This is a genomic window from Granulosicoccus antarcticus IMCC3135, assembly GCF_002215215.1.
In the GTDB taxonomy this organism is placed as follows: Bacteria; Pseudomonadota; Gammaproteobacteria; order Granulosicoccales; family Granulosicoccaceae; genus Granulosicoccus; species Granulosicoccus antarcticus.
Map to the genome: position 1 here is coordinate 4,501,649 of NZ_CP018632.1, position 25,999 is coordinate 4,527,647.

Genomic DNA, 25,999 nt, shown 5'->3' on the forward strand with positions numbered 1-25,999 from the left:
ACGTCGACATTCAAGGAGGAATCGATGAACAACATGAAATGCCCGCGATGCAATACACCGCTATCTGCAGGAAGCTATGCCTCAGCCCGAGTATTTCGTTGCGACAATTGTGCAGGGATTGCATTAAAACAAGCCAGCATATTACCTGTTCTCGAGAACCCAGCCCTCCGACCTGGTCGGCTTACAAATGACGCTCAGAGCAGTCGAACAGGCTTTTTTAATAGGCTTCGTACTGGGTTAATGGGTCCCTGGCAAGAGTGCAAACAACTTTTCACTGAAACCTCCGGCTGCAAGCTGCATGGCAATTGAAAAAGTCAGTATTGAGGCTGTTTCGGTCAGAGGATAAGGCAAGCCGTACCCGGGTAACAGGTTCTTGCACAGAACCGGGCAGCACAAGAGCGTCGAATTCACGATACTCTGCCAATTCTCGGGCAGGCTACCGCGCTTCTGCAACTCGGCAATCAATGGCTCCCATACGTGTTCGATCTGTGACTGCAGATACGCCTGCCGCAAGGGGCTCATCTGCCAGTCATGATTGACATGCAGAATCCCCTCTTCCAATTCAACCGACACACTGGCTTCCAGCTCTGCCGGATCATAGAGCATATTGGGATGGGCATAACAGATGTGATATAGAGCTTTGCAGGGAGCCTGTAATGCTGGAATGTGAGAACCGGCGAAAGCGGGATCAAAATAGCTGATGCGATTCCCCTCAACGTCGCCAGGGTTGTAGAGCAGATTCCCGGTGTGATCATCTCCATGGGCTGTCATGGCCGGCACGGGCCCCGTCGGCATCGGCTTGAGCAATGTCCGGGCAGTCGTCAGGGCATCATGCAAACTCAACGGGTAGTGACACTCGTTGATCGTCCATTGAAGATGCCAGAACTCTTCAAACTCAATGGTCTGACCATTTGGCAGAGCGAACTGTCGGCCCAGATAGTAGTCACGGATACGAGCACCAAAGTGCTCATCGTCCTGATGATCAACCAGACGGCGATGGTATAAGCCATGGATCGCCTCGTCGGCAACCTGATCCGGCTCTGCCATATGCAGACTGTCCAGATAACGTTGACCCACTTGTTCCTGAAACCTGTCAAACGCCTCGATCACCGGCGACATCAGTGCTGGCGGACACCCCGCTTTTTCTATGTCCCGGGAAAGAGAATGCAACTCCGGGGTGAGCTGGCGATCCCTGTAGGGGTAGATAACCAGTTGCTCTCCCACCGTCGAGGACTGGTACAGCGCCGAGTCGACAGGAAATCCGGCCGCCTCGAGTATGCCTGCACGATAGTATTCGCCAACGCGATCAGCCTCGCCCTCCTCATGATGGCATTTCAGGAACAGGTGTTGCCCCTGCTCTGTCCTGAATTCTGCACGCAGAGAATTCAGGGCCAGCGCATTGCTGACATCGAATACCAGACTACCGGGAACGACGCTAAAGTCGAACTTCTCATTCAGTAAGGTGCACAAGGCCTGTGCCGCGTCAGCTTGAGTATCAGGATGCCCAGAGAGCCGACGTATGAATGTCATGGGGCTCTCTGACACCGGCTTTCCAGCCGCGTCCTGCAGAACTTTCAGGGTGGATTGCTTTTTGATCAGTCAATCACTCTGGCCGGCTTCAAAGGCTTCTGTACGCATCTGCGAAACCGCATTGGCATGCGCATCAAAACCTTCATACAGAGCCATCTTGCGCGCATAAGGCGCCAGCTTCTGGTAGCCCTTGCGAGTCACATGCCCGATTGACATCAGCTTCAGATAATCATGTACGCCCAGCGGCGAACGGGTATGAGCACTGGCATTGGTCGGCAGTACCGCATTCGGCCCGAGTGTGAAGTTGCCGATACAGATAGGTGTATGTTCACCAAGCAGTATTTCCCCGGCATTGTGAATCAGCCCCAGATAATCATGCGGCTCTTTGGCGTGTACCTGTAAATGCTCGGGTGCGTAGGCATTGACGAAGTCGATCGCCTGCTCGATGGTGTCGGTCAGAATGATTCCGCCACGAGGACCACACAGAACGGTGGATGAGAACTCGACTCGCTGTGCGCTCATTTTTTCCCAATACCCGGGAATGGCATCCATGGCGGCTTGCGCGACAGCTTCAGAATTGGTGACAAGGTAGGCTGAGCTGTCAGGGCCGTGCTCAGATTCTATCAGCAGATCCAGCGCGGCGACCCGACCATTGGCCGTCTCATCGGCAAGGATGATCGACTCACTGGGTCCCGCCGGTGGACCCGGATCCAACCTATCAGCAAGCAGACGTTTGGCGGCAACGACCCACGGACTGCCTGGGCCTACAATCTTGCGACATCGCGGCACGGTCTCTGTGCCGTAGGCCACGGCAGCCACACCCTGGGCACCACCGCATTTGAAGACACGTTCCACTCCTGCAATTCTGGCGGCAACCAGGGTGGCGGCATCGATTTTCCCATCCGGCCCCGGAGGGGTGATGATCACCGGCTCAGGAACACCGGCAACCACCGCAGGAATGGCTGTCATCATCACGACACTGGGAAATGATCCCTTGCCACGTGGCACGTAGCAGGCCACCGACTGGATCGGAACGATCTTTTCACCGGCAAAGACACCCGGATGCATCTCCTTCATCCACATGGATTCAGGCATCTGGGCTTCATGGAACTGGCGAACATTGTCACTACAGAATTCCATCACCTCGATCAGCGCCGAATCGACAGCATCATGGGCGGCATCAAAATCCGCCGGAGTTGCAGCAATGGCATCCACTGTGACCGGGGATTTGTCAAACTCATTGGCAAACCGCGCAAGAGCGGTATCGCCCTGCTTTCTGACGGCCTCGATGATGGGCCCTACCTTCTCGATGAATGGCGACAGATCGCCTTCGGTACGTTCAAGTAGCGCCTCTTTCTGTGACTCATCGAGTGAGCCGTAGGAATAGAAACTGATTTTCATGGATGCGGTGGTCCCACTCATTTTGATTTGAGGAAAATTTCAAGGCCGACGGTTTTATCAAGTAACCAGATAGCCAACAGGGCAATGACGATGTAGAGAACGGATACGGCTGCAAGATCTGGCGTAATGACACTGCGTATGGAGTTGTAGATCTGCACCGGCAACGTCACGGTCCGCGCATCTGTCAGAAACAGGCTGACCAGAAACTCGTTGAACGCCAGGATAAACATCAGCAAAGCACCGGTTATCACACCAGGCATGACCGCTGGCAAGGTGACCGAGAAAAAGGTCTGAACCGGCCATGCTCCGCAACTGTAGGCAGCATTCTCAAGCTCCGGGTCCAGGCCGTTTACAGTCGCAGTCACCGACCAGATCATGAAAGGCAGATTGATCAGGCACAAGGCAACACCGACCGGCCAGAGACTTCCCAGAATGCGTATTTCGCCAAAAAATATCATCATGGCGATACCTGATACTACCAGCGGTATGGTGAACGGTAGCAGCAGATAGACCTGTATTGTTTGCTGAAAACGAATGCGATACCGCACAGTTGCCAACGCGGCCAGAGTGCCGACAGGCAAGGCGACCAGGGTGCAAATTATCGAGACAATAAAGGTGCGCAGCAATGCCTGCCGGAAATCCTCCAGATGCCAGAGACGCTCATACCATCTTAATGAGAAGCCTTCAGGCGGAAACTGAATGATATCGCCAGCGGTAAAAGAGGCACCGATGATAATGATCGTCGGCAGACTTAGCGTAATCAGACTGAAGCTGACCAAAGACCACAGAACGAACTGCTTGTTGGGTACCCAGCTCACGGTGCTTCACTCCTGATACTGAGCGTACCGGCACCGGTCAGCCAGAACACCAACGCAACCAACAGGCTGCCGATGGCCACCAGCACCATGGACAAGGCGGCCCCCAGACCTGAATTGGACAGTTGGAAAAAGCTGTCGTAGATAGCACTGGCGATGAAGTCGGTAGTACCCCCGCCCAGAATTTCGGGCATGGCAAAATCGGTCATGGTCAGAGTAAAGACGACGATACCAGCCCCAACCAGTCCCGGTCGGGCCATCGGCAACACGACGTGCCGGAAGGTTCTGATCCAGTTTGCTCCCAGACTCTCGGCAGCCAGCTCCATATCCTCACTGATCGCCGTGACCGCGGGTACGATCAGCAACACGGCAAATGGCAACATATATTGCACCAGTCCAAAAATGACTGCCCCATAGTTGTAGATCAGATCCAGCGTCGGCAGTCCCATTTTCACCAGCAGGGTGTTGACGATGCCCTGCTGACCCAGAATGATGAGCCAGCCATAGGCACGCACAACCTGACCAATGAAAAAAGGCAGGAACAGGGACACCAGCAAAAGCTTGCGAACCAGCGCAGATTGGGTACGCACCATGACGTAGGCATAGGGAAAGGCCAGTAGCAAGGTAAAGAAGGTCACAAGCGTAGCTGCCAGCAGGGTCCTGAGCAGAATGCGCAAATAGACCGGCTGCTCGGCAAAGAACAGGTAATTGCCGAACGAATAGGCCTCCTTCAAACGATAGGTGGCCGTATCCAGCTCATGCAGGCTGTACTCCATCATATAGCCCAGGCCAATCAGCAGAATGCCGACTAGCAGCAAGGCCGGTGCGATGAACAGATAGCCGGTTGCCCCACGAAATTTCATGGGCCAGAGCGTCAGGGCTACAGACTCCACTTTGTCCAGCAAGGTCCACAGAACAGATTGACGGGTCATATTTTGTAAACCTGACGCATTAAATCAGCTCTGAAAAATTTCGTTGAATTTGGCAAACCAGATCGGTTGATTTTCCACCAACACCGGAGAAGGCACACTCACCAGCTTGGCAAAATCCTCAGCCTTGGTCGGATAAGACGGGTCACCAACCAGATCCTCCGGAGGCGTGATGCCCGGATAGACAGGCGGCAAGCCCAGCATGGAACACCACTTCTCTTGTGCCTCTTTGCTCAATGCAAAATTGACAAATTCCTTGGCCCAGAACTCTTCATTGGTGGGCAGACCTTTGGGTATCCACAGACCGTCGGTATCGACCTTGCAGCCCTCCTCCGGTACGGTCCATTTGACGTCGATGCCGTTCTGTTGAGCCGCTCGGGCATTCACAGAGATCGTGCAGGCGACATCTATCTCACCCTTCTGAAACCAGGTTGTGAAGTCAGAGTCTTCGCCCAGCAATGGCTCGTTCTGCTTCAATTTTTTGTAAAATTCATAACCCGGTTCCATGTTGCCCGGGATGTCGGCGAATGTGCCACCACCAGCAATCACGGAGATCGGGTTGAAGCCGATGCCATCGTCATACAAGGCAATACGGCCTTTGAACTTTGGATCCAGCAATACATTCCACGAGGTGGGTGCACCGTCGGGAAAGGCCTCGGAGCGATACGCACAGACATAAACATAGGCGTAGGTATTGACCAGCGGATAGCCTTCCAGCCCGGCAGGCTTTGCCAGTGGCAACAATCCTTCCAGGTTTGACAGATCGCTCAGATCAACAGTGACGCCGCGCAATGCGGATATGGTGGCGTTAGTGGAGGTATCCCAATTGACATGGATGGGTGGAATACGGCCCTGATCAACAGCGGCCCAGATTTTGGGCTTGATCTCATTATCTTCGGTAAAATCCAGTCGTACCTTGATGCCGGTTGCGGCAGTGAAAGGATCGGCAACACCGGCCTTGAGAGCTTCACCCCAAGCGCCTCCCCAAGCTCTGACTATCAGCTCCTTGGGCTTGTCATTGGCTTGCAGCAACCCTGGTACCGCCATCATACCGGCAGCAGCCGCACCGGCTTTGAGTGCCGTTCGTCGCTTGATACTGTCGATCTGGTTCATCTTATTCATCATTTTTACCTTCACTTGATGTTTGTGGGATCAGCTCTGGAGTCAGCGGGAAGGCGTAGAACACATCAGCGCTCCAACCCAGCTGCACTCTTTCGTTGATCGAATATTCGGCGTGTGAACCGGGGTCGTGATCAAACACATACAGTGACGAGTTATCCAGCTCTTCGACAAGCATCTCGTAGACAATCCGATCACCTTCAAAGATACGCTGCACCACAAGGCCGGTAACCTTGTTGTCCACGGCAGCATCATCAGGACCACACATTCTGACCTGCTCTGCCCGCACGGCGCAGTCAATGACATCACCGCTCTTGATCAGTTCACCATTGCCACGTGCAAGCAACGGCGTGCCACCGACATCGACTTTGATCAAACCCTCGTCAACCGACAGAACACGGCCCTTGAACATGGATGTGACACCAATGAAATTGGCGACAAACTGGTTACCGGGTTTCCGATAGACCTCCAACGGGGTATCTGCTTGCTGAACAACACCCTCATTCATGACGATGATGCGATCCGACATGACCAGTGCCTCGCGTTGGTCGTGAGTCACATTAATGGTGGTCACGCCCAACTCCTGCTGGATACGACGAAACTCAAGCTGCATTTCTTCTCGCAGTTTTCTATCAAGTGCAGAGAGCGGCTCATCGAGCAGCAGCAGATCAGGACTGAACGACAGGGCTCTGGCAATTGCCACCCGCTGCTGCTGACCACCGGAAAGCTGGTGCGGCTTGCGATCTCCCAGATCCTGCAACTTGACCAAGCGCAAGTACTTGTCAGCCAGTTCGGCAATCTGTTCCGGATCAAATCGTCGCATTTTCAGTGGAAAGGCGACATTCTCATGCGCACTCATATGCGGAAACAAGGCCAGCTTCTGGAAAACCATGCCAATGCTTCTCTGATAGGGAGGCACCTCTTCGACACGCTGACCGTTGATCATGATATGACCACTTGTGGGTGCATCGAAGCCTGCGATCATGCGCAGCAGTGTTGTTTTACCGCAGCCACTGGGACCAACGATGGTCAGAAAGTCTCCACGCTGCAAGGACAGACTGACATCATCCACCGCGGTGGTTTTGCCAAAGACTTTGCTGACGCCGCTGATTTCGATCATGGATTGTGTGTTGATGATGCTATTTCTCGAAGCCGATCGACTGGCCTGACAGATCGGCCGGATTGACTCTGACCGTCACTCTGTATCGATCACCCGGGTGCGAAAAATACCCCAATGTGACGACCTTGGGACCAACCCAGGTTCTGCGACGAATCCGCAGGATCGGCGTATTTTCACTGATTTGCAGCAATTTTTGCTCACTGGCATCGGGGGTACGGGCCTCGACCAGCTGTTCCAGCTCAGAGACTGGCGAGATTGACTGAAAGTAGTCAAACATCGAAGAATTTATCAAATCCTGTTTCAGCAGATCCGGGGCAAATTCTTCACGCACATAGCGACTTTCAATCTGTATGGGATCCTGATTGGAGAAGTGCAGCATTGAAACGTGAATGATGGGCGAATTTTTATCCAGCCCCATCAGATCAGCAATCGATTTGTTGGCCAGGCAGTGCTCCCCGATCAGCATTTTGCAAGAGTAGACAGCCCCTCGTCCTATCACCACATCCCGGATATCACTAAGTGCCACCAGGGAGCTTGTCGGGCTGGACTTGCTGACAAAGGAGCCTACACCCTGCAGCCGTGTGATGATGCCGTCGCGTTTGAGTTCTCGAAGCGCCCGGTTGACAGTCATTCTGGACACCTCAAGATCCTTGACCAGACGACTCTCTGAAGGCAGTTTCTCACCCGGTTTGTAATTTCCGGCCACTATCGCTTTCACGATGTGTTGCTTGACCATCATGTACAGAGGGACAGAGCTGGCCACATCCAAGGCCTCAATCGGAGCATCCATGTTCAGATCATTCATTATCTTGCAATCGAATTTTTCAGTGATTCAGATGGAGGCAAGGTAGCCGCCGTCAACATAAAATATCTGACCGCTGACATAGGATGAAGCTCTGGATGCCAGGAAAACAGCGATGCCTGTCAGCTCGTCCAACTGACCAAATCTGTCCATGGGGATTTTTGCCCGCATGGCATCCTGCCAGGCCTGGTCCTGGTAGAACGCCTCGGTCAGCTCGGTTCTGAAATAGCCGGGACCGATGGCATTGACCCGTATTCCCTGTGGCGACCACTCGGTACTCAGTGCGCGAGTCATACCCAGTATCCCGCTTTTGGATGCGGTATAGGCCGTTGCCGTGGGTACGCCCACCGCCGAGGTCAAGGAGCCCAGATTGATCAGGCTGCCTTCCTTCTGCAAGGCAATCAGTGCTTTTGCAAACTGCTGGGCTACGAAAAATGAGCCCTTCAGATTGGTATCACAAATAGTGTCCCACAGCGCCTCATCGACATCGAGCGAGGGGCAGACCTGCTCAACGCCTGCGTTGTTTATCAGGATATCAGCGCTCAGTCGCTGGTTCTTCAGCTCGGCAAAAAGACGCGTGACCGATGAGACATCGCGCACATCCAGCTGAAACACATGGCATTTTCTGCCCAGGGCTTCTATGGAATGGCAAAGCTCTGTGAGCGGATCTTCGCTACGGGTCGTCGCAATCACATCGGCACCGGCCGCCGCCAGCCCTAGGGCCAGCGATCGACCGATACCACGGCTGCCCCCGGTGACGAGTGCAGTTTTGCCGGACAGCTTGAATAGTGAGTCAGGAGACGCATCGCTCACCCTGCCAGACCTCTGAAAATGGGGATATAGCAGAAACCATAGCCTGTATATACAGGCTATGTCAACCAGGCTGTAATTTCAACAAATACAGCTAATTCAAGCTTTTGCCAACTTCTGCACAGTTATCTTGAAAGACTGGTCATCAGCATCTGTGAAGTATAAATCACAATCGTACCCTTGATCATCGAGAAAGTGAAACACGCGACGAGGTTCACTCAACGGATACGGCACCAACAAGGTTGCAATTCGGTGCCGACGCGATTCGGGATAGGCAACGGTCAATTGCGAACTCACTGGCAAACCTTTGATCTCATTCGGGTCAACTCCTTCGAAGGCAGCTTCCTGACTAAGGGCTGGTGCCCCTGCTTCCGACCAGAGTATCTGCCCGTAGAAGCCCGCCTTCTCACCCGAGTAACGAAATGAGTTCTTTGCCAACTGCATCGGCTCATTGGTGTGCAGCAGCCATTCAATACTCACCGGACTATCAGCATCAATGCTGTCAACGATGACGAAGTACTGATTGCGAACAAAGTAGATATCGCGAAGCACGGATGTGACACTGTCATTAACCGAGGCATACGCCGCCGTTGCATTACCACGTATGTGTATATGGTCCTCATGCACATTGGCAAATTCGATCTGACCTGAAGCACGCATCGCACGCGCTTTATCCTTGTCAGCATACTGGCCCTTACCATTGATCAGAATGGCATTCTTGGAACGTGTCTGCCGGCGCCATGCCTGATGCATGGAGCTGTTGAATGCAACATAGTAGCCCGATTGTATGGCCAGATCTTCCCCGAACGCCGAGAGACAGAAAGCGTTCTGATCACCATGACTGTGACTGATCGAGCCGTAAGGGCTGGACTTGAACACGAACTGCATATGCTTGTCCGGCTCGTCCATGTCGACTTGCAGAGCCGCCCAGCCAATACCACGAAACCATTTCAGTACTTCCATGTCCTCCGGTATGTCTGCCTCGACACTGGGAAAGTCGTGCCTGTAAGCCATGTCGTCGAAACGCAGATCCCACCAACCGTAGTTGTAGAACTCCATTTCCGTACCCGGATCGTTACGCAGGATCTCTTCGAAGAACCACTGGTAGGCACCATTACCGGTAACTCCGGCAAACTGTCGCAGGTTGTATCCCACCTTCAAGCAAGGAAGATCACCCATCGTTGAATCATCACCAAACGTTGCTCGGCGCGTGTCTGGGGATTTTGTGTACAGCGGAAAATCACCGGTTTTCTGGAAAAATGGTCGAGCATAAAGATCAAGACCCGTAAAGCTCTTGAGCAGATTGGCAGCATCAATCAGATAAGCCATACCCGTCATCCAGTAATGCGGCCCTTCTGCCCAGCCGCCATCAGCATCACCCCACGGGGAATAGACGGTATAAAGAAACTCAATGCTGTAATTGAGCCATTCTTCTGCCTCGGGCTCCTCGTCCAGCATGGCAATACAGGCAGGAATCAGCACCGCTGAGACAGAACGAACCGCATGACTGTCGAATGGAAACAAATGAATATTGGATTGCAGCATGACGTGCACAGCAATCTGGCGGGTACGCGCCAGCAGTGCAGCACGAACAACCGTTCTTTCCTCCTCCGTCAGGACATCGTGCAACCAGTCATAGCCCCATGCAAGTGCCAGATTGATGCGAAACGCCCATTCATCGGTATAGGCTCTTGAGGTGGTTCCATCAGGGTCCCAGCTGGCAGCTTCGAGCAACCAGGCCTTGGCCCGCTCGACCATCTCGGCATCCTTGCGCACCTTGCCAGCGATAGCCAGATGACGGATAGCGTAAAGCACTTCCTGACAATCAATATAAGTTTGTCGCCAGACCGGTGGAGTACGCTGATTGTTGGGGTAAGGTTTTGGCTCTGTCAGGATCTCTCGATCCATCCAAGGCAGCACTGATTTTTCAAGGAAAACATCCCAGGCACAAAATCCAGGATCCTCATTGATGGAAGTCTGAAAGCTTGCCAGTGAGCCCTTGTCCAGCCAGAGTCTGGGATGACCTTTCGGTGCGTTTGCGTAACGAGTGGCGCGTGTGGCCAGCGGCGTCTCGGGCAAATCAGCGGCAAGTTCGAAGGTGCGAACCTGACTCCAGTCAGTGATGGGCTTGCGTTTATCCGGGCACCAGACAGCGTAGGACCAGAAATAGCTTCCCGGTGGCAACGGCTGATCAGGTGTATGGAAATTCAGAGAGATTCCACTATAGCTCGTCGTGGACTCTGCTGGAAACTTGTCATTCGAAGACACACGCAGAACATACTGCGCACCATCTTCCAACACAGGCAACCATGAAAACCTGGGCGGGTTTTCAATGAGTTTATCATCCGCTCCCGGTGAATAACCGATCGTCAGTCTGCCCGCCCTGGGCTCGTCAAGGAAATTAGCCGCTGCTTTTTTCGAACCCGAACTGACAGGCGCACGTGAGGACATTATAAGTATCTCGATCAATTAATAGAAAATAGCTGCCCGATCATCTTGTGATCAGGCAGCTCACTGATAAGCGGTTAACCGCCGTATTGTCGATCGTAAGCCGATTGCATGGCCTCGATGACCTTGCTATAGCCAAGCTTCTCAAGCTTTTCCTGATAGTCGTCCCATCCTTCCCCAACATCCTCAGAGCCCAGAATCCAGATCTGCTGCATCTCAAGCATATAAGTCAGCATGTTTTGTTGATACTTGTCATAAACATTCTGCTCTTCAGGGTTCATTGAGACCCCCAGGAACTGCTCAGTCAGGTAATCACCTGCCTCATAGAGTGCGATAGCATCCAGGCCCATCTGATTGGTCCATTGAACCTGATATTCGAAATCCTGGTGGAAGCCCTTGGGAATCTGTGCGCCGATGTTCCACATCTGTGCATTAACCGGATCGGAGCCATTCAGAATCTCAGGCTTGTAGATCGGCTTGCCATCGACCATGTCATATTGCTCGCCTTCCACGCCAAAATTGGACAGACGACGACCTACATCAGAAAACCAGAAATCGAAGTACTTGATTGTTTCCACCGGGTGCTCGTTGGTATAACCAATCGCCCAACCGTCTGGCTTGACAGGAATAACGCGGTGCTCCTCCAGTTTACGACCCGATGGACTCGCAGGTGGTGCCATCGCCTGAAGATTGAAACCTTCAACCTTGTCTGCCAGAGAATCGTTGAAGCTGGTCGTGGACGGATACCAATCGTGAGTCATGCCGCCAACATCCGAACCAAAAAGCACTTCTCTGGATCGCTTGCCACGCGTGAAGAATTCAGGATCGATAAGCCCTTCCTTGTACCACTTCGCCAAATTGGTCATGCCCGTCTTGTACGCTTCTTCTGTGTACCCGTGCGTGATCTTTCCATCCTTGACGTAGTAGTCATGGAAGGTATCGGAACCCGTTGTTCTGGCATCCCAGAAAATAACAAGACGTACGATCTCTTCCCAGTCTCGTGACAGGAACGGAATCTCATCCGTCTTGCCATTGCCGTTCGGATCATCGTTGCGGAACGCTGTCAGAACCTTGTACAGATCATCGATGGTTTCAGGTACCTCAAGCTTTAGCGTATCAAGCCAATCCTGACGAATGAAGTACATGCGCCCGAAATCACCTTCTGGCAAATACGGTATGTAGTAGAGGTTGCCATCGGCCGCGCTGATCGCCGCCTTGATCTCCGGTCGGCTTTCAAAAAAAGCCTTGATGTTGGGTGCATGCTCATCAATCAGATCATTCAAAGGCAGGAACGCGCCTTCCTGTCCGTATTGATTGAATCCGTCTCTGAGTCTGTTACCACCCACTATGTCGGCAATCTCGCCAGAGGCGATCATCAGGTTGAACGCATCAGCACTTTTCTGGGTGGCCATGGAGGCAACGCCATTCAAACTGATACCGGTTAGCTCGGCAGCTCTTTTCTCAACAGGCCAGTCATTGTTATAGACAATCTTGTCACCCGAATGAAAATGGATGTCCAGAGTCAACGGCTTGTCCGTCACTTTATAGTCGTCTGCCGCCCACAGGGGTGGGTTGCAGAGACCCATTGTGGCGGCCATGGCGGCGACCAGTGGAAGTTTTTTTAAAATCATGGATTGCTCCGATGGTATTGAATTGGTGAGATACAACAAGTCACTGCAGAAGCTGACCTATTCCTTGACGCCTCCCAGCATAATTCCCTTGTTGAAATATTTTTGCAGGAATGGATAGATGAACAACACAGGAATGATGGATGCAACGATGATCGCCGCCGTGACCGTTTCATACGAGTAGGCAGATTCAAGCAGTGTGCTACCAAACTCCTCATCACTGGTCAGAGACACGATGGTCTGGCGTAAAAAGACTTGCAAGGGCACCTTGTCCTCATCTCGCAAAAGAATCATGGCCCAGAAAAAGCCGTTCCATCGAGAGACAATACAGAACAAGGCAATCGTGGCAAGAGCAGGTTTTGACAGCGGCATATAGACCTTCCACAAAACCTGGAAGTCATTGGCACCATCCATTCTCGCCGCCTCTTCGAAGGATTGCGGAATACCTTCAAAGAAGTTTCTCAGCAGAATGACATTGAACGCATTGACCGCAAAACCGACGATGATGCCGAAATAACTATCCAGCAAACCCAGGTCTTTCATGTTCAGAAAGAAAGGAATCAGGCCAGCATTGAACCAGAGCGTAAATGCAACAAACAGGTTGAAAAACCGTCGTCCAACCAACTGAGGCCGCGACAAGGCATAAGCCCCCGGAATGATGATCAGCAAACTGGTCAACGTACCGAATATCGTATAGATGAAGGTATTCAGGTAGGAATTCCAGAACTGCGGTTCGGCCCATACGTATTTATAAGCGGCGATGGTCAGGTCGATAGGACGATAGATGACTTCTCCCGAAGTCACCGCCGTACCCGAACTGAAAGACACCGCAATAATATAGATGAACGGATACAGCGTACTCAGTGCAAAGAGTGTCAACAGGGTGATGTTGATCTTGACAAAGAGCTTGTCACCCCGGGAATACAGATTCATGTTTTGCATGCTCATCTTCCGTTACCAAAGTGATGTTCTGGTGAGACGTCGACTGATCGTGTTAGCCGCCATGACAAGCACGAAGGCAACGACCGCATTGAAAAGACCCGCAGCAGCAGCAACATCGTACTGATTACCAACAAGTCCCTGACGATAGATGAACGTATTGATGACATCGGCCGTCTGAAAGGTTGCAGGCTGGTACAACAGAATGATGAGCTCGAATCCGACTTCCAGAAGATTTCCGATTCGAATGATCAACATGATGACAATGGTAGGCAAAATACAAGGCAGGGTGATTTTCCACATCATCTGCCAGCGATTCGCACCATCGACAACCGCACTTTCATAGAGCGAAGGACTTACCCCGGCGATAGCTGCCAGATAGACGATAGACTGAAAGCCTGCTTCCTGCCAGATACCGGAGCCGATGAATATGGGTCTGAACCATTCAGGCTGCGTGAGAAAGTAGATGGGTTCGATTCCGAACTTTCCCAGGATCAGGTTGACGACACCTGTGGAGGGCGAGAACGCATTGATAACAATACCCGCAATGATAACCAACGATATGAAGTGCGGCAGGTACACAATGGTTTGTACCACTTTCTTGAATTTCCCCTGAACGATCTCATTGAACATCAGCGCCAGAAGAATTGGCATGGGAAAGGCAATCGCAAGATTCAGAAAGCTGATGATAAAAGTGTTTTTTATCGCTCTTATGAACGTATCGCTGTCGAACAGAGTTCGAAAATGCTCAAGCCCCACCCAGGGACTTGCGTCTACCCCACGAAACAGGCTGAAATCCTTGAAGGCAATCTGCAAGCCATACATCGGCTTGTAGAGAAACAGCAGGAACCAGATGATCAGAGGTGCCAATAGCAGATAGAGCTGCCATTCCTTGCGAACATGCTTGAAAAACCAACGTATGCGTGTTGTGAAATCCATACCCCCTACCCCCGCTTCTGATCAGGTCGATAAAGTGCAAGACCACTCTTCTCGTCGAATACTTTTACACGATCGACGTTGACATAGAATTGCGTGATGTGATTCAGGTGATCGATATCGCCATGAGTATCTGTTTTTATGACAAAGGGTTCATCCGCGACTACCGCGTGTATCAGCGCCTCTGATCCCAAAGGCTCAATGAGATTGATCTCCAGCGGAACCGTTGGCAAAGACTCGTTTGCTTCAAGCAATACATCCTCCGGGCGAATACCGATAATCACGGACTGACCAATGGCCGCACCCATGCCTTCAGCGGCCGGCAATGGAATCTGTACGGTCTCTGATAGCTGGGCTGCCGGACCGTCCTTGCTATCAACGATGACCGCCTTCAGCTGATTCATCGGAGGAGAACCAATGAAACCTGCCACAAAGCGATTGGCTGGGTTCATGAACAATTCCATGGGTGTACCGACCTGTTCGATGCGCCCCTGGCTCATGACCACGATTCGATCCGCCAGGGTCATGGCTTCGACCTGATCATGCGTCACATAGACGCTGGTAACACCCAGTCGTTTATGCAGGCGCTTGATTTCAGCTCGCATCTGCGTTCGCAATTGAGCATCCAGATTAGACAGTGGTTCATCAAAAAGAAATACTTCAGGATGGCGAACAATGGCGCGGCCCATGGCAACACGTTGCCGCTGCCCACCTGAAAGATCAGCTGGCTTCCTTTCCAGTAGTGGGGTCAGACTAAGAATTTCAGCGACCTCGGCTACCGTTCGCTTTATCTCTTCCTTGTCAACTTTTCGAATTCGCAAGCCAAATGCAATATTTTCATACACATTCAAATGAGGATAGAGTGCGTAGTTCTGGAAAACCATCGCCACGTCCCGATCCTTAGGTGCGACATCATTGACAACCTTGTCCCCGATATATAGCTTGCCTCCCGATATCTCTTCCAGACCAGCAATCATGCGTAGCGTCGTCGACTTGCCGCAGCCCGAGGGCCCGACCAGAACGACAAACTCCTTGGAGGCTACCGTTAGATCGATGCCATGCACCACATCAACATCGCCGTAGCTTTTTACGATTTTTTCCAGAACTACTTGAGACACTCTTCACCCCCAGTGAATAATCTGACAGTCCGACACATTGGTATGTGTAATCACATTTGGTTACAGACGCGGAGTTCTTGACCGTTGTCTGCCAACCGTAGATTCTTCGATGAATGCCAGCAACTCAGGCAAGGCGGACAACTCTTGTAATTCGCCTTCCAGAGAACCTATATGGTTCGTGAGCGCCACCTGCGCTGCATCTGGATTACATGACTGTATTGCATCGACAATGGCTCGATGTTGATTCAACACCTGAGCCCTTCTATTGATTCTGAACATCCGTTTCAGCTTACGCATGCGATATACCTCAGACTGGGTTCGCTTTACGACAGGCCAGACAGCAGGTATGCCTGCCACGATGAAAAATGCTTCGTGCAATCGCTCATCCAGAATGAAGAACAAGGGAAAGTCTTCATTCTCGATAGCCTTTTCCTGCTCCTTGATAATCTCTGTCAGCTGGCTCTGCCTGTGGGAAGGCTGAATCGCAGCACGACGCACGGCACCTGTTTCCAGTTGCAAGCGAATGAAACAAGCACCGATATAGGTATTGATTCGAATGGGTGTCACGTAAGTGCCACTCTTGGGAACCACATTGACAAGCCCGGCTTCTTCAAGGCGAATCAACGCTTCACGCACCGGTGTCTTGCTGGAGTTAAGAGATTCGGCAATTTCCTTCTCTGACACCAATTGCCCGGGTTGCAACTGAATATTGACAATCAGATCCCACAGCAAGCGGTAAATCTGATTTGCCAAACCCTCGCCCGATACCAGACAAGCGTCACTTAGCAGTGAGCCAACGGATGCGCGATCCGGCGTGCCAAGAATGTCAGTGGAAGCAGAAGAAGTCATATCAGCCAGATATACCTATGTGTAGATCTAATATACCAGTTCCGACTTACATGTGTATGTGAATATTCAACTCAGGGACTTGATGTAATGTTTGCCATTCATAAGTGAGATATATTTCTACCCTCCAGTCTGCCCCTGCAGCAGCAGTGGCTCAACAAACCCTCAACCCGACGCATCCGCCTCAACAAGAAGTCCTGAACAGAGAAAACTCAGACTTCTTCGAGCACAGCATTAATCGCTTCTTTCAGATCTGCCATCCGATAAGGCTTTTGCAACAGACGTGGGCGTTTGTCAGAGTGCTGCCCTTCAACTCTTTGATCACTGTAGCCGGATGTCAGCAATACCTTGCACGAGGGCAAGTGCTGATGAACCCAATCTGCCACGTCGTAGCCAGACACCCCGCCTCCCATGACCAGATCCGTCAGCACCAGGTCAAAGCTTGCATCTTTCTCGAGCAGAGCGATCGCCTCAAGACCACTGGTCACTTGTGTAGTGAGATAACCAAAAGCATGCAGTCGCTCCACGGTTACCTCCATGACCATCTCATCATCCTCGACCACCAGGACTCGACAACTCTCCGCTGCATGCTCAACCTCTGCCTCCTGCATCGGTTCAGTGAGGATCATCTCCTTCTCACTTCTGGGCAGAAGAACACTGATCATTGCACCAGAACCTGCATTTGAATCCACGATGACATTACCGCCAGATTGCCGTGCGAATCCATAGGTTGATGCGAGTCCGAGTCCTGAATTCTCCCCCACATCCTTGGTTGTATAAAAAGGCTCGAAGATCCGCTCGACAACATCAGCACTCATCCCACAACCCGAGTCAGAGACTGACAGCCGGACATAGTCACCAGCGGCAACACCCAGATAATCCCCGGCCTCATCAGCACCGATACTCACGTTATGAGTCTCGATCATGATAAGTCCTCCTTCGGGCATGGCATCGCGGGCATTCAGGGTCAGATTGACCACCGCATTCTCTATACCGGTAGGATCTGCACAGATATGCCACAAGTCCGGATCCAGAGAAGAATCCAGAGAGTAGTTGTCACCAATGGTTGTGCGCAACAATGACATGGCTTCTTGAATTTGCTCATTAACGTCAAGCACCAGTTGCTCCAGTTGATCTTGTTTGGCAAAACTCAACAACTTCCGGGTCAACCTTGCACCCATTTGAGCGGCAGCATCCGCCTGATTCAACAGTTCCTTCTGATGCTCGTCATCTGCTTCACACTTCAAAAATTCGATGTTGCCAATGATGACACTCAACAGATTGTTGAAGTCATGTGCCACACCGCCTGCCAATTGACCGATAGCTTCAATTTTTTGCGATCTGTTTAACTGTGCTTCTGTTTCCAGCTTCTTGGTAACGTCTCTGATGATTCCTACGTAGTGTGTCAGATGACCCTCTGTATCGTGTACCGGAGAGAGATAAAGATCAACAATGTACTTTGTACCAGTCTTGCGTTTATACGTCATCAAGACCTGCACAGGGTCTCCCTTGGCCAGGGCCGCATCGATTTTACAGACCCCATCATCATTGTGATCTTCATCCCTGAAAATTTCAGGCCCGCTACCGATCAACTGCTCGGCCGTATAGCCGGTCATTTCACACAAATGACGATTCACGTAGACGATGGGGCGTCCCGCTTTTCTCACATCAACGATACCAACCCCCACATCCAGCTCTTCAATCGCCCGATCACGTAGTCTGACGTCTTCCTGCTGCCGGTTTCTCTCCGTCATATCCTGAACCATAGCCGCCACAACAGGTGGAGACTGATTCGTCATGATCTGCAGAGAGGCCTGTACGGGATAGATCGATCCATCCTTACGCTTGTGTGTCGTTTCAAAATTGTAGAAATCAAGATCCCCACGACTCAACAATGCAACTACCTCACCCACATTCTGCTCTGTCAGATCTCCAACAAAATCCCAGGGCATCAGATCAACACACTCCTCCAGGCTGTATCCCATGTTTTCCCTGGCCGCTCGATTTGCATTGAGTATCTTGTAACTCTTCGCATCAGCCACATAGATTTCAGAGACGCTATCCTCGACAATCTGGGCCAGACGATTTCGCGATGCTTCCGCTTTGTCTTTCTCTCTGTGAATGGAGGCCAAAGAGTCCAGTAACAAGGAAATCTCCCCCATCTCATTTCCCTGAACCAGATTGGCAGAGACCGAGTAGTCACCTTTCGAAAATGAGCGAATGGTCGAACGAAGCCGCAGCAACGGATCGATGAAGAATCGACCCAGCAGTATCCAGAAAGTCACCGTGACAATAAACAGAATGAGCGTGCTGTAGCCGGCGATCGATAGCCTCTTTTTCTTCAATATACTCACTAGCTGTCGCTGGTCCAGAATGAGGCCTATCAGGCCAATCTCCGGATTACTACCTGCAGCATTGCCGGGAAGCTCAAAGGCAAGTACCCCGTAGGCCAGCCCCCCATCGCCGATATTGTAGAGCTGTCCACCCAACAAACTTTCCCTTGAAAACTGAGTGGCAAAATCATTCAAGCCAGGAAACTCGTTCAGTGAACGACCAATCGCCTGCGGATCAGAAGAGTCGATAATCGTTTCCGTATCATCCAGAACAACGGCTATTTGCAAATCACGCATGGTCGACTTCAGCCAGCGCATTTCCCCACTCAAACTCTCGAACTGAGTCTCGTTTGGCCCACCAGAGGCAGACGCCTTCAGCTGAGCACTGATAACCTGAAAGTGACTAGCAGACTTTCCATGTACTGCAGCAGAATCAAATTGATAGGAGACGGCGTACTGCATGGTTATCACCAGCAAACCTGCCAGTAAAACCATCAACGGAAAAATCGCGAGCACGGTAAATCTGATTTTCATATTGGATAAGTCCAGGCATATTCCTTGAGCCTATACAGCTGCACTTCGTCACTCGCGGGCAATAAGGGCTCGTGAAATGGAGGAGCTCGTGATCAGAGTAGCAGTGCCTTCCATTCCACCCCCAGATTCCGAAACAACATAACTGTCGTAAAACAACATTATGTACTGATTGATGAAAGCTTAACAAGCTGTCAGCTACTCCACCGTAAATTTCAGCCTGTTCAATGAAATGTAACCCCCAAGCCATTGAACTACAACCTCAACTATGCGCGACGTGACAACGCCTTGCATTACGCCAGCCTTGTACCCCTTACCCCTTTATCCTGTTACGTATCAAACAGGCTTGTACGACTGACTGGAACAGGCTTTGCTTCCTTGAATCGTCGGTACACGCTTATCGAAGATAATGAACATGAAAATTGTTCGAAAATCCAATGCTCAGGCAACCAGCTCGACTGTCACGGACGATGAGCACAGCCCACCTCTGGTTACAACACCTCACTCGGGATCAAGGGAAAATAATCGCGCCGCCGTTTCAGCCCGGTTCAAACGGGCCAATTTTTCCAATATGAGTCGACAAGAGCTGCACGATCTGGTCAACTGCCAGACGAGAAGCGGGCAGCTATCCCTCGAAGATAGTGCAACTTTCACATGGCTAAGCGCCAATGTGCAGATCGATGAGAAGGCAGTGTCTGGGGAATTGGATCAACATGAAGCCCTGGATTTTCTTGCAAATGCCCGGTTCGGGATGGATGCCGCCCTTGCCGCTGGCAATTCAACGATAGCCAGGCAGTTTAAAATTGCGCTGGATCTCATGCTTGAAATCCAGGGTCAGACAATCGGTGTCGATACACTCGTCTGAGATATTCATCTGTTTGTTCCGACAGACAATGCCTACTCTCGCCTTTTTCTCGATTTTTCCTGCAGGATAAGTCGACGACGATACATATCGACGCTGGGATAGCCTCCCAGCACATGCAGAGCGCTGGACAACTCTTCAAAGCCTGATTTGGTATCTGATCTTTTCCTGGATTTGCCAGCAGCGTAGTCCTTGAGATCACGAACTTTCAGGGACGTGGATGAAGGTATTCGAATCAACGGAAGGTTGGCGGCATGAGTGAATAATGCAGCTGCGCCGACGGATGAATCAAACATCTGAACACGCGGATGCGGCCTGACGTAGTTGCGACGTAACAACTGATACGGAATCTTGCGCGGGTCGATGTCTACCAGCTCTTCCCGGGTAATCTCTTTATGCCGAGGCAAGCCTTGAAAGTACTCAAGCGACATCTGCAATGCCAGTCGCTTGTTTTCATCCTTTGATATCTTCTGCGATTCTTCTTCCAGTGCGATTTCAGCCAGCTCGACAGCCTGTACGGGAGTGATCCAGACATCCGCCGGTGTCTGACATTGCCAGGTAAAATTGACGCGTGTGATGTGTTCTGGAATCAGGAACACATGCCGGTAGACCTGATTCATGTGCACACCCGGAAATATCTGCGTACAGGCACGACTGCGCCTGACGGTGTCGGGATAGGCCTTCAGCACATGAGCTTGCAGACGATCTTTCAATTCGTTGACCGCAGCAATCTGCTCACTCAGATCCTTGCTGAGCGAAATATATCCCGGCAATCGATAGGTTGTTGTCCTTTTCTGCCCGGCACTGATCGAAAAACGTTTTAGCGCACTGCAGGCCAGCTCGAGTGCCTCAGGTTCAACTCCGTCAATCACTCCAGATTTTTCAACCGGAAAATGAGAAGGAACAACGCTTTCCGCCTCCACCACGGGCAGCTGATAGACAACGACACCATCGCAATGCGATCGAACCTCGTCAACCAGACAGGCAAGTTGCCCCAGCAGCTCTTGGTACAACTGTATTGCAGGATGACGATTGAGAGTTTCCATCGAAAATCAGCACCTTTTTCCCTGTTTCATGATTAACACCCCCTGTTGCTGAACTTCAAATAATGGTCAGGGTTCAGGATGTCAGGGATGCGGCATATTCAGGCACTATAGCAATGGTGGTATATTTTTACCAGTCATTGACTACCTCAACAAGCTTCGGCTATCGCCCTCAGCCATCCTCTGACATCATCAGCTGCGCATCGCGCATTTGTCGTTTCTCCTGACGCTTCAGAGCAATGATCGCTATCAGAATACCGATAGCAACAATGCCGATGATAATGGTTGCCAGGGCGTTGATATCCGGGCTGACACCCAGCCTGACCTTGGAGAAGATAACCATGGGCAAGGTGCTTGAACCCGGCCCTGAGACAAAGCTTGCAATAACCAGATCATCAATCGACAGTGTGAAAGCCAACAGCCATCCGGATATCAATGCCGGTGCCACGATAGGCAGCGTAATGGCAAAAAACACCTTGGCAGGCTTTGCCCCCAGATCCATCGCAGCCTCCTCCAGCGAGGGATCCATATCCGCCAGACGCGCCTGGACGATCACCGCCACATAGGCCATGGAAAAAGTGATGTGGGCAATCGTGATGGTGGTGACCCCTCGCCCATTAGGCCAGCCGGTCAGCTTCTCCAGTGCGACAAAGAACAACAGCAGCGACAAACCGGTAATCACTTCCGGCATCACCAGTGGTGCCATGGACATCCCGGTAAACAGGGTACGCCCCCGGAACTGACGCATACGGGCCATGACGAAGCCTGCCAGCGTGCCAAATGCCACGGCAAAGCAGGCGCTGATAACCGCAATGCGCAAGCTCAGAAGGGCTGCCTGGATAATCTGCTCGTTGCGGAACAGCTCACCGTACCATTTGGTCGAAAAACCACCCCAGACAGTAACCAGCTTTGACTCATTGAATGAGAAAACAATCAGCGAGATGATGGGAATATAAAGAAAGGCATAGCCGAATATCAGACTGGCAAGCAGAAAGTTGAAGCGTTTGCGAATCTTCATCATGCCTCCGGCTGTCGGTTCTGATAGTGCTGGAACACCATGATCGGCACCACCAGAAATGCCAGCATGGCAATGGCAACAGCTGAAGCAACCGGCCAGTCACGGTTGTTGAAGAATTCATCCCATAACACTCTGCCTATCATCAGAGTATCCGGTCCACCCAGCAACGAGGGGATCACGAATTCGCCAACGGCCGGTATGAACACCAGCATGGAGCCAGCAATGATTCCCGGTAACGACAGCGGCAAGGTGATGACCAGAAAGGTCTTGAAAGGCTTGCACCCCAGATCGTAGGCAGCCTCCAGTAGTGTGCCGTCCAGCTTCTCCAGATTCGCATACAAGGGCAGAATCATGAAAGGCAGATAGGAATAGACAATACCCAGATAGACCGCAAAGTCGGTCTGCATCATGACGATGGGCTGATCGATGATACCCAGACCCATCAGAATGTTATTGATGATGCCGTTGTTCTTCAAAATCCCCATCCAGGCATAGACACGCAACAGAAACGATGTCCAGAATGGCAGGATGACCAGCATCAGCAGAATGTTGCGATTGACGGGATTCGCACGCGCAATGGCATAAGCCATGGGATAGCCAATCAACAGACACCACAGGGTCGAAATCAGGGCAATCCTTGCCGAGTTCAGATACGCGGCCCAATAGAGATCATCTTCAAGCAGGAACTGGAAGTTACCAAAATTCAGCTTGATGGAAACCACGGCATCCTCCCCCCACTCCAGCAGGTCGCTATAGGGAGGGATGGCGGTGGCGTACTCTGCCAGCGATATCTTCAGAACAATGACAAAAGGCAGCAGGAAAAACAGGAACAACCACAAGAAGGGAATGGCGATAACACTGCTGCGGCCCGTCACGCCAAATGCACCCAACACGGCCGCCACGGCTCTGCCCAGAGAAGTATGCATGAGCGGCTCGAAGAGCGAGATCAAGCCATTGCCCAGAGAGGGATGCCCGAACTTCACGCTGTCAGTACCAGGCCGCTGTAGGGCTTCCAGCTCAAAAACACTTCATCATCCCAGGTGAACTGCTCCGTATCCCGATCCAGATTAGGTTGTGTGACTTGAATCATGGGCCCCGCCTTCAGTTGTATCCGGTAGATGGACAGGCTGCCCATATAAGCAACTTCGATTATCGTGCCGTAGGCAACATTGTCTTCCTGGTCAGGCTTCTGGCGCGATATTCTGATTTTTTCTGGCCGTACTGCCACCGATACGCGTGAGCCTTCACTGACGTTATTGACACCGTGATCGATGTACAGGTTACAGCCCGCTGCATCCGAACTGATTCGCACATGATCATCCGCATCTTCAATGACATTGCCATCGAACAGATTGACCGAACCGATGAAGTTGGCAACAAATCGTGATGCAGGGTGTTCATAGATCTCGTTAGGGGAACCCACTTGTTCAATGCGTCCCTTGTCCATGACACCGATGCGGCTGGAAAGCGTCATGGCTTCTTCCTGATCATGGGTCACCACCACAAAGGTGATGTCCAGCTCTTCCTGCAAGGTCATCAGTTCAAACTGCGTATTCTCCCGCAGCTTTCTGTCCAACGCACCCAGTGGCTCATCCAGCAATAACAGCTTTGGCTGCTTGATCAGTGCCCGGGCCAGTGCCACACGCTGTCGCTGCCCGCCGGACAACTGGTGCGGCTTGCGTTTCCTGAAATCGCCTAGTTTCACCATCTCCAGCATGTCAGTCACACGCTTGTTGATGTCGGCCTTGGCAACGCCCTCCTGCTTGAGGCCGAAGGCCACATTGGCTTCGATTGTCATATGCGGAAACAAGGCATAAGACTGAAACATCATGTTGACAGGTCGCTCATAAGGCGGAATACCGGCCATGTCGACGCCATCGAGCAGAATGCGCCCGCTGCTAAGCTCCTCAAATCCTGCCAGCATTCTCAGCAGAGTCGACTTGCCGCACCCCGACCCACCCAACAGACAGAACAGCTCTGATTTGTAGATATCCAGCGAGACATTGTCGACAGCCGAAAAGTTACCGAACTTCTTGGTCACGTTCTCCAGCTGTATATAGGGCTTTGCCTCCGCGTCATTCCATGGCACCTTCACCTTGCTTGCCAGCTCACCGGTATCAGCCATTGTTGATATCTCCACTTGCTCAAATTGCCCTGAACCAGGTCATTCTGGTTCAGGGTATCGCTGAATCCGGCTGGGCCAGCCGTGCTACCTACTTACCAGTCTTGATGGTGGTCCAGGCTCTGGAGAGCGCCCGGGTAAACTTTCTCTCGTCCGCCAAGTCGGCGAACAGCAAAGCCTTGACGGCTTCTGAAGGGTAGATAGCCGGATCGCTCTTCACTTCGTCAGAGACAAATTCCGTTGATGCGCTGTTGGCATTGGCATAGAAAACATAGTTGGAAACATCAGCAATGACCTGCGGTCTCATCATGTAGTTGATGAACTGATGAGCATTGTCCGGATGGGGAGCATCAGCAGGCACGGCCAGGCTGTCGAACCAGATAGCGGCACCTTCTTTGGGAATGACATACTTGATATCGACACCATTCGAAGCTTCGCTGGCGCGATCGCGGGCAATCAGCATATCGCCGTTGTATCCCATGGACACGCATATCTCACCGTTGGCAAGGTCATTGATATTCTGTGATGAATGAAAATACTTGATGAAAGGTCGTACCTTCAACATATGCTCTTCGAATAATTCGACATCCTTGACGTCGTTGCTATAAGGGTCTTTTCCCAGATAGGCCATGACAATACCGAAGACCTCGGTTGGCGCCTCCGCCACCGTCACGCCACATGACTGGAACTTCTCCGCAACCTCAGGGTTCAGGATCATGTCCCAGCTATCCACCGGCGCATCGGGCATTGCAGCGGCCACCTTGTCAACGTTGTAGGCAAAACCTGTCGTCCCCCAGGTATAAGGCACAGAATGGGCATTGTCCGGATCATGAGCGGCCATGCGTGTCAGGATCTCGGTATCCAGATTGCCGTAATTGGACAGCTTGCTGCGATCAAGCTCTGCGAAGACACCCGACATGATCTGTCGCTCCAGGAAAGGTGCTGTGGGCACGACAACATCGTAGCCACTGCTACCTGCTATCAGCTTGGATTCCAGCAGCTCATTGGAGTCATAGACATCGTAGTTGACCTTGATGCCGGTTTCTGCCTCGAAATTGGCAATGGTATCTTTGGCAATGTAATCCGACCAGTTGTAGATATTGAGAACCTTTTCCTCTTGAGCATGAGCCGTGCTGATGAGGGCGAATCCAACCATTGTTCGGACTATGTTCTTGAGCATCTTGTTTTCTCTAGATAATTGCAGATTGTTGCCACAAGTGGCAGAGACACGGAAGATGAAATACACCAGACAATCCAGGACGTCCGACAGCCTGAACTCCCCACATACCCCCACTCTACTCCCATGTGCATTGCGTGTGATTGATACCAGATATCCTCATCCTGCACAACTGTCCCCCTCATCGATAGCATCTTTATAGGCTCAGCAATGGTGCATGGCTTGCGCGCAAGCTTGCCGATAATTGCATAAGGCGTTGGCGATCAGCCAAATAGCATGTTAGTCTCTGGCCCACTTGACGGGGTGCTGGACAACCATATCGCATGGGGGTTCGGCTGAGATGCTGCAGATGTCTGCACGATCCCGCTGAACCTGATGCGGATAATGCCGACGAAGGGATCAAGCCAAGGGAATGACCATGATTCCCATGCCCCGGTCTCTTTCACACTCGGTATTAGCCGAGGAGTGAATC

General features: G+C 51.7%; 22 protein-coding genes and 1 riboswitch. Of the genes, 2 read left to right on the forward strand and 20 right to left on the reverse strand.

Features of this window, described 5'->3' with window-relative positions; all coding sequences use genetic code 11:
• Positions 1–33: 33 nt before the first annotated feature.
• Positions 34–309, forward strand: coding sequence for a TFIIB-type zinc ribbon-containing protein (locus tag IMCC3135_RS35610; protein ID WP_418251448.1), 276 nt, complete (start codon positions 34–36; stop codon positions 307–309).
• On the opposite strand, the gene IMCC3135_RS19470 is transcribed toward IMCC3135_RS35610, so the two are convergent.
• The 15 genes from IMCC3135_RS19470 to IMCC3135_RS19540 all read right to left on the reverse strand — a co-directional run bounded on the left by IMCC3135_RS19470 (position 238) and on the right by IMCC3135_RS19540 (position 19,308).
• Positions 238–1,530: a hypothetical protein gene (locus IMCC3135_RS19470; protein ID WP_088919124.1), complete on the reverse strand. Its 1,293-nt coding sequence runs from the start codon at positions 1,528–1,530 to the stop codon at positions 238–240. The genes IMCC3135_RS35610 and IMCC3135_RS19470 overlap by 72 nt on opposite strands.
• 69 nt (positions 1,531–1,599) lie before the next feature.
• Positions 1,600–2,952 carry a histidinol dehydrogenase gene (gene hisD, locus IMCC3135_RS19475; RefSeq protein WP_205737618.1) on the reverse strand — a complete coding sequence of 451 codons (1,353 nt, stop codon included), beginning with the start codon at positions 2,950–2,952 and terminating at the stop codon, positions 1,600–1,602.
• Positions 2,949–3,749 (reverse strand): ABC transporter permease, encoded by an 801-nt coding sequence (locus tag IMCC3135_RS19480; protein WP_088919125.1) that lies wholly within the window; start codon positions 3,747–3,749, stop codon positions 2,949–2,951. The genes hisD and IMCC3135_RS19480 overlap by 4 nt, the downstream gene beginning before the upstream one ends.
• Entirely contained in the window at positions 3,746–4,678 is a 933-nt protein-coding gene (locus tag IMCC3135_RS19485) for an ABC transporter permease (RefSeq protein ID WP_088919126.1), read from the reverse strand. The genes IMCC3135_RS19480 and IMCC3135_RS19485 overlap by 4 nt, the downstream gene beginning before the upstream one ends.
• A 24-nt stretch (positions 4,679–4,702) precedes the next feature.
• Positions 4,703–5,800 (reverse strand): ABC transporter substrate-binding protein, encoded by a 1,098-nt coding sequence (locus IMCC3135_RS19490; RefSeq protein WP_205737619.1) that lies wholly within the window; start codon positions 5,798–5,800, stop codon positions 4,703–4,705.
• A complete protein-coding gene (locus tag IMCC3135_RS19495) occupies positions 5,790–6,914 on the reverse strand; it encodes an ABC transporter ATP-binding protein (RefSeq protein ID WP_088919127.1) in 1,125 nt (374 codons plus the stop codon). Before IMCC3135_RS19495 ends, IMCC3135_RS19490 begins: the two co-directional genes overlap by 11 nt.
• 19 nt (positions 6,915–6,933) lie before the next feature.
• The gene (locus IMCC3135_RS19500) at positions 6,934–7,719 is read right to left on the reverse strand and encodes a UTRA domain-containing protein (RefSeq protein WP_088919128.1); all 786 of its coding nucleotides are present in this window, start codon (positions 7,717–7,719) and stop codon (positions 6,934–6,936) included.
• A gap of 27 nt (positions 7,720–7,746) precedes the next feature.
• Entirely contained in the window at positions 7,747–8,529 is a 783-nt protein-coding gene (locus IMCC3135_RS19505; protein WP_088919129.1) for an SDR family NAD(P)-dependent oxidoreductase, read from the reverse strand.
• Positions 8,530–8,625: 96 nt separating this feature from the next.
• The gene (locus IMCC3135_RS19510) at positions 8,626–10,977 is read right to left on the reverse strand and encodes a DUF4962 domain-containing protein (RefSeq protein ID WP_088919130.1); all 2,352 of its coding nucleotides are present in this window, start codon (positions 10,975–10,977) and stop codon (positions 8,626–8,628) included.
• Between the two features lie 74 nt (positions 10,978–11,051).
• The gene (locus tag IMCC3135_RS19515; protein WP_088919131.1) at positions 11,052–12,605 is read right to left on the reverse strand and encodes a type 2 periplasmic-binding domain-containing protein; all 1,554 of its coding nucleotides are present in this window, start codon (positions 12,603–12,605) and stop codon (positions 11,052–11,054) included.
• Between the two features lie 57 nt (positions 12,606–12,662).
• Positions 12,663–13,544 carry a carbohydrate ABC transporter permease gene (locus IMCC3135_RS19520; RefSeq protein ID WP_088921949.1) on the reverse strand — a complete coding sequence of 294 codons (882 nt, stop codon included), beginning with the start codon at positions 13,542–13,544 and terminating at the stop codon, positions 12,663–12,665.
• Positions 13,545–13,556: 12 nt separating this feature from the next.
• A complete protein-coding gene (locus IMCC3135_RS19525) occupies positions 13,557–14,480 on the reverse strand; it encodes an ABC transporter permease (RefSeq protein WP_088919132.1) in 924 nt (307 codons plus the stop codon).
• 5 nt (positions 14,481–14,485) lie between these two features.
• Positions 14,486–15,595, reverse strand: a complete 1,110-nt coding sequence (locus IMCC3135_RS19530; RefSeq protein ID WP_088919133.1) for an ABC transporter ATP-binding protein — start codon at positions 15,593–15,595, stop codon at positions 14,486–14,488.
• A 60-nt stretch (positions 15,596–15,655) separates the two neighbouring features.
• Positions 15,656–16,444, reverse strand: coding sequence for a GntR family transcriptional regulator (locus tag IMCC3135_RS19535; RefSeq protein WP_088919134.1), 789 nt, complete (start codon positions 16,442–16,444; stop codon positions 15,656–15,658).
• Positions 16,445–16,653: 209 nt separating this feature from the next.
• On the reverse strand, positions 16,654–19,308 hold the full coding sequence (locus IMCC3135_RS19540) for a hybrid sensor histidine kinase/response regulator (protein ID WP_088919135.1): 2,655 nt from the start codon (positions 19,306–19,308) through the stop codon (positions 16,654–16,656).
• 412 nt (positions 19,309–19,720) lie between these two features.
• On the opposite strand from IMCC3135_RS19540, the gene IMCC3135_RS19545 reads away from it, so the two are divergent.
• Positions 19,721–20,170: a hypothetical protein gene (locus IMCC3135_RS19545; RefSeq protein WP_157736137.1), complete on the forward strand. Its 450-nt coding sequence runs from the start codon at positions 19,721–19,723 to the stop codon at positions 20,168–20,170.
• A 32-nt stretch (positions 20,171–20,202) separates the two neighbouring features.
• On the opposite strand, the gene IMCC3135_RS19550 is transcribed toward IMCC3135_RS19545, so the two are convergent.
• From IMCC3135_RS19550 to IMCC3135_RS19570, 5 genes are all read right to left on the reverse strand, one after another.
• Complete coding sequence (locus IMCC3135_RS19550) at positions 20,203–21,213, reverse strand: DNA replication terminus site-binding protein (protein WP_088919137.1); 1,011 nt, start codon at positions 21,211–21,213, stop codon at positions 20,203–20,205.
• 169 nt (positions 21,214–21,382) lie between these two features.
• Entirely contained in the window at positions 21,383–22,228 is an 846-nt protein-coding gene (locus tag IMCC3135_RS19555) for an ABC transporter permease subunit (protein ID WP_088921950.1), read from the reverse strand.
• A complete protein-coding gene (locus tag IMCC3135_RS19560) occupies positions 22,228–23,211 on the reverse strand; it encodes an ABC transporter permease subunit (protein ID WP_418251402.1) in 984 nt (327 codons plus the stop codon). Before IMCC3135_RS19560 ends, IMCC3135_RS19555 begins: the two co-directional genes overlap by 1 nt.
• Positions 23,208–24,353: an ABC transporter ATP-binding protein gene (locus IMCC3135_RS19565; RefSeq protein WP_088919138.1), complete on the reverse strand. Its 1,146-nt coding sequence runs from the start codon at positions 24,351–24,353 to the stop codon at positions 23,208–23,210. Before IMCC3135_RS19565 ends, IMCC3135_RS19560 begins: the two co-directional genes overlap by 4 nt.
• Positions 24,354–24,441: 88 nt before the next feature.
• On the reverse strand, positions 24,442–25,530 hold the full coding sequence (locus IMCC3135_RS19570) for a polyamine ABC transporter substrate-binding protein (protein ID WP_088919139.1): 1,089 nt from the start codon (positions 25,528–25,530) through the stop codon (positions 24,442–24,444).
• 286 nt (positions 25,531–25,816) lie between these two features.
• Positions 25,817–25,943: riboswitch (TPP riboswitch) on the forward strand.
• Positions 25,944–25,999: the final 56 nt, after the last annotated feature.

What these genes read in the sequence shown, in the direction of transcription:
- IMCC3135_RS19565 (WP_088919138.1), bottom strand. Translation starts at nt 24,353, where the DNA reads ATGGCTGATACCGGTGAGCTGGCAAGCAAGGTGAAGGTGCCATGGAAT.
- IMCC3135_RS19500 (WP_088919128.1), bottom strand. Translation starts at nt 7,719, where the DNA reads ATGAATGATCTGAACATGGATGCTCCGATTGAGGCCTTGGATGTGGCC.
- IMCC3135_RS19515 (WP_088919131.1), bottom strand. Translation starts at nt 12,605, where the DNA reads ATGATTTTAAAAAAACTTCCACTGGTCGCCGCCATGGCCGCCACAATG.
- IMCC3135_RS19520 (WP_088921949.1), bottom strand. Translation starts at nt 13,544, where the DNA reads ATGCAAAACATGAATCTGTATTCCCGGGGTGACAAGCTCTTTGTCAAG.
- IMCC3135_RS19490 (WP_205737619.1), bottom strand. Translation starts at nt 5,800, where the DNA reads ATGATGAATAAGATGAACCAGATCGACAGTATCAAGCGACGAACGGCA.
- IMCC3135_RS19540 (WP_088919135.1), bottom strand. Translation starts at nt 19,308, where the DNA reads ATGAAAATCAGATTTACCGTGCTCGCGATTTTTCCGTTGATGGTTTTA.
- IMCC3135_RS19570 (WP_088919139.1), bottom strand. Translation starts at nt 25,530, where the DNA reads ATGCTCAAGAACATAGTCCGAACAATGGTTGGATTCGCCCTCATCAGC.
- IMCC3135_RS19510 (WP_088919130.1), bottom strand. Translation starts at nt 10,977, where the DNA reads ATGTCCTCACGTGCGCCTGTCAGTTCGGGTTCGAAAAAAGCAGCGGCT.
- IMCC3135_RS19485 (WP_088919126.1), bottom strand. Translation starts at nt 4,678, where the DNA reads ATGACCCGTCAATCTGTTCTGTGGACCTTGCTGGACAAAGTGGAGTCT.
- IMCC3135_RS19545 (WP_157736137.1), top strand. Translation starts at nt 19,721, where the DNA reads ATGAAAATTGTTCGAAAATCCAATGCTCAGGCAACCAGCTCGACTGTC.
- IMCC3135_RS35610 (WP_418251448.1), top strand. Translation starts at nt 34, where the DNA reads ATGAAATGCCCGCGATGCAATACACCGCTATCTGCAGGAAGCTATGCC.
- IMCC3135_RS19535 (WP_088919134.1), bottom strand. Translation starts at nt 16,444, where the DNA reads ATGACTTCTTCTGCTTCCACTGACATTCTTGGCACGCCGGATCGCGCA.
- IMCC3135_RS19550 (WP_088919137.1), bottom strand. Translation starts at nt 21,213, where the DNA reads ATGGAAACTCTCAATCGTCATCCTGCAATACAGTTGTACCAAGAGCTG.
- IMCC3135_RS19470 (WP_088919124.1), bottom strand. Translation starts at nt 1,530, where the DNA reads ATGACATTCATACGTCGGCTCTCTGGGCATCCTGATACTCAAGCTGAC.
- IMCC3135_RS19555 (WP_088921950.1), bottom strand. Translation starts at nt 22,228, where the DNA reads ATGAAGATTCGCAAACGCTTCAACTTTCTGCTTGCCAGTCTGATATTC.
- hisD (WP_205737618.1), bottom strand. Translation starts at nt 2,952, where the DNA reads ATGAGTGGGACCACCGCATCCATGAAAATCAGTTTCTATTCCTACGGC.
- IMCC3135_RS19525 (WP_088919132.1), bottom strand. Translation starts at nt 14,480, where the DNA reads ATGGATTTCACAACACGCATACGTTGGTTTTTCAAGCATGTTCGCAAG.
- IMCC3135_RS19495 (WP_088919127.1), bottom strand. Translation starts at nt 6,914, where the DNA reads ATGATCGAAATCAGCGGCGTCAGCAAAGTCTTTGGCAAAACCACCGCG.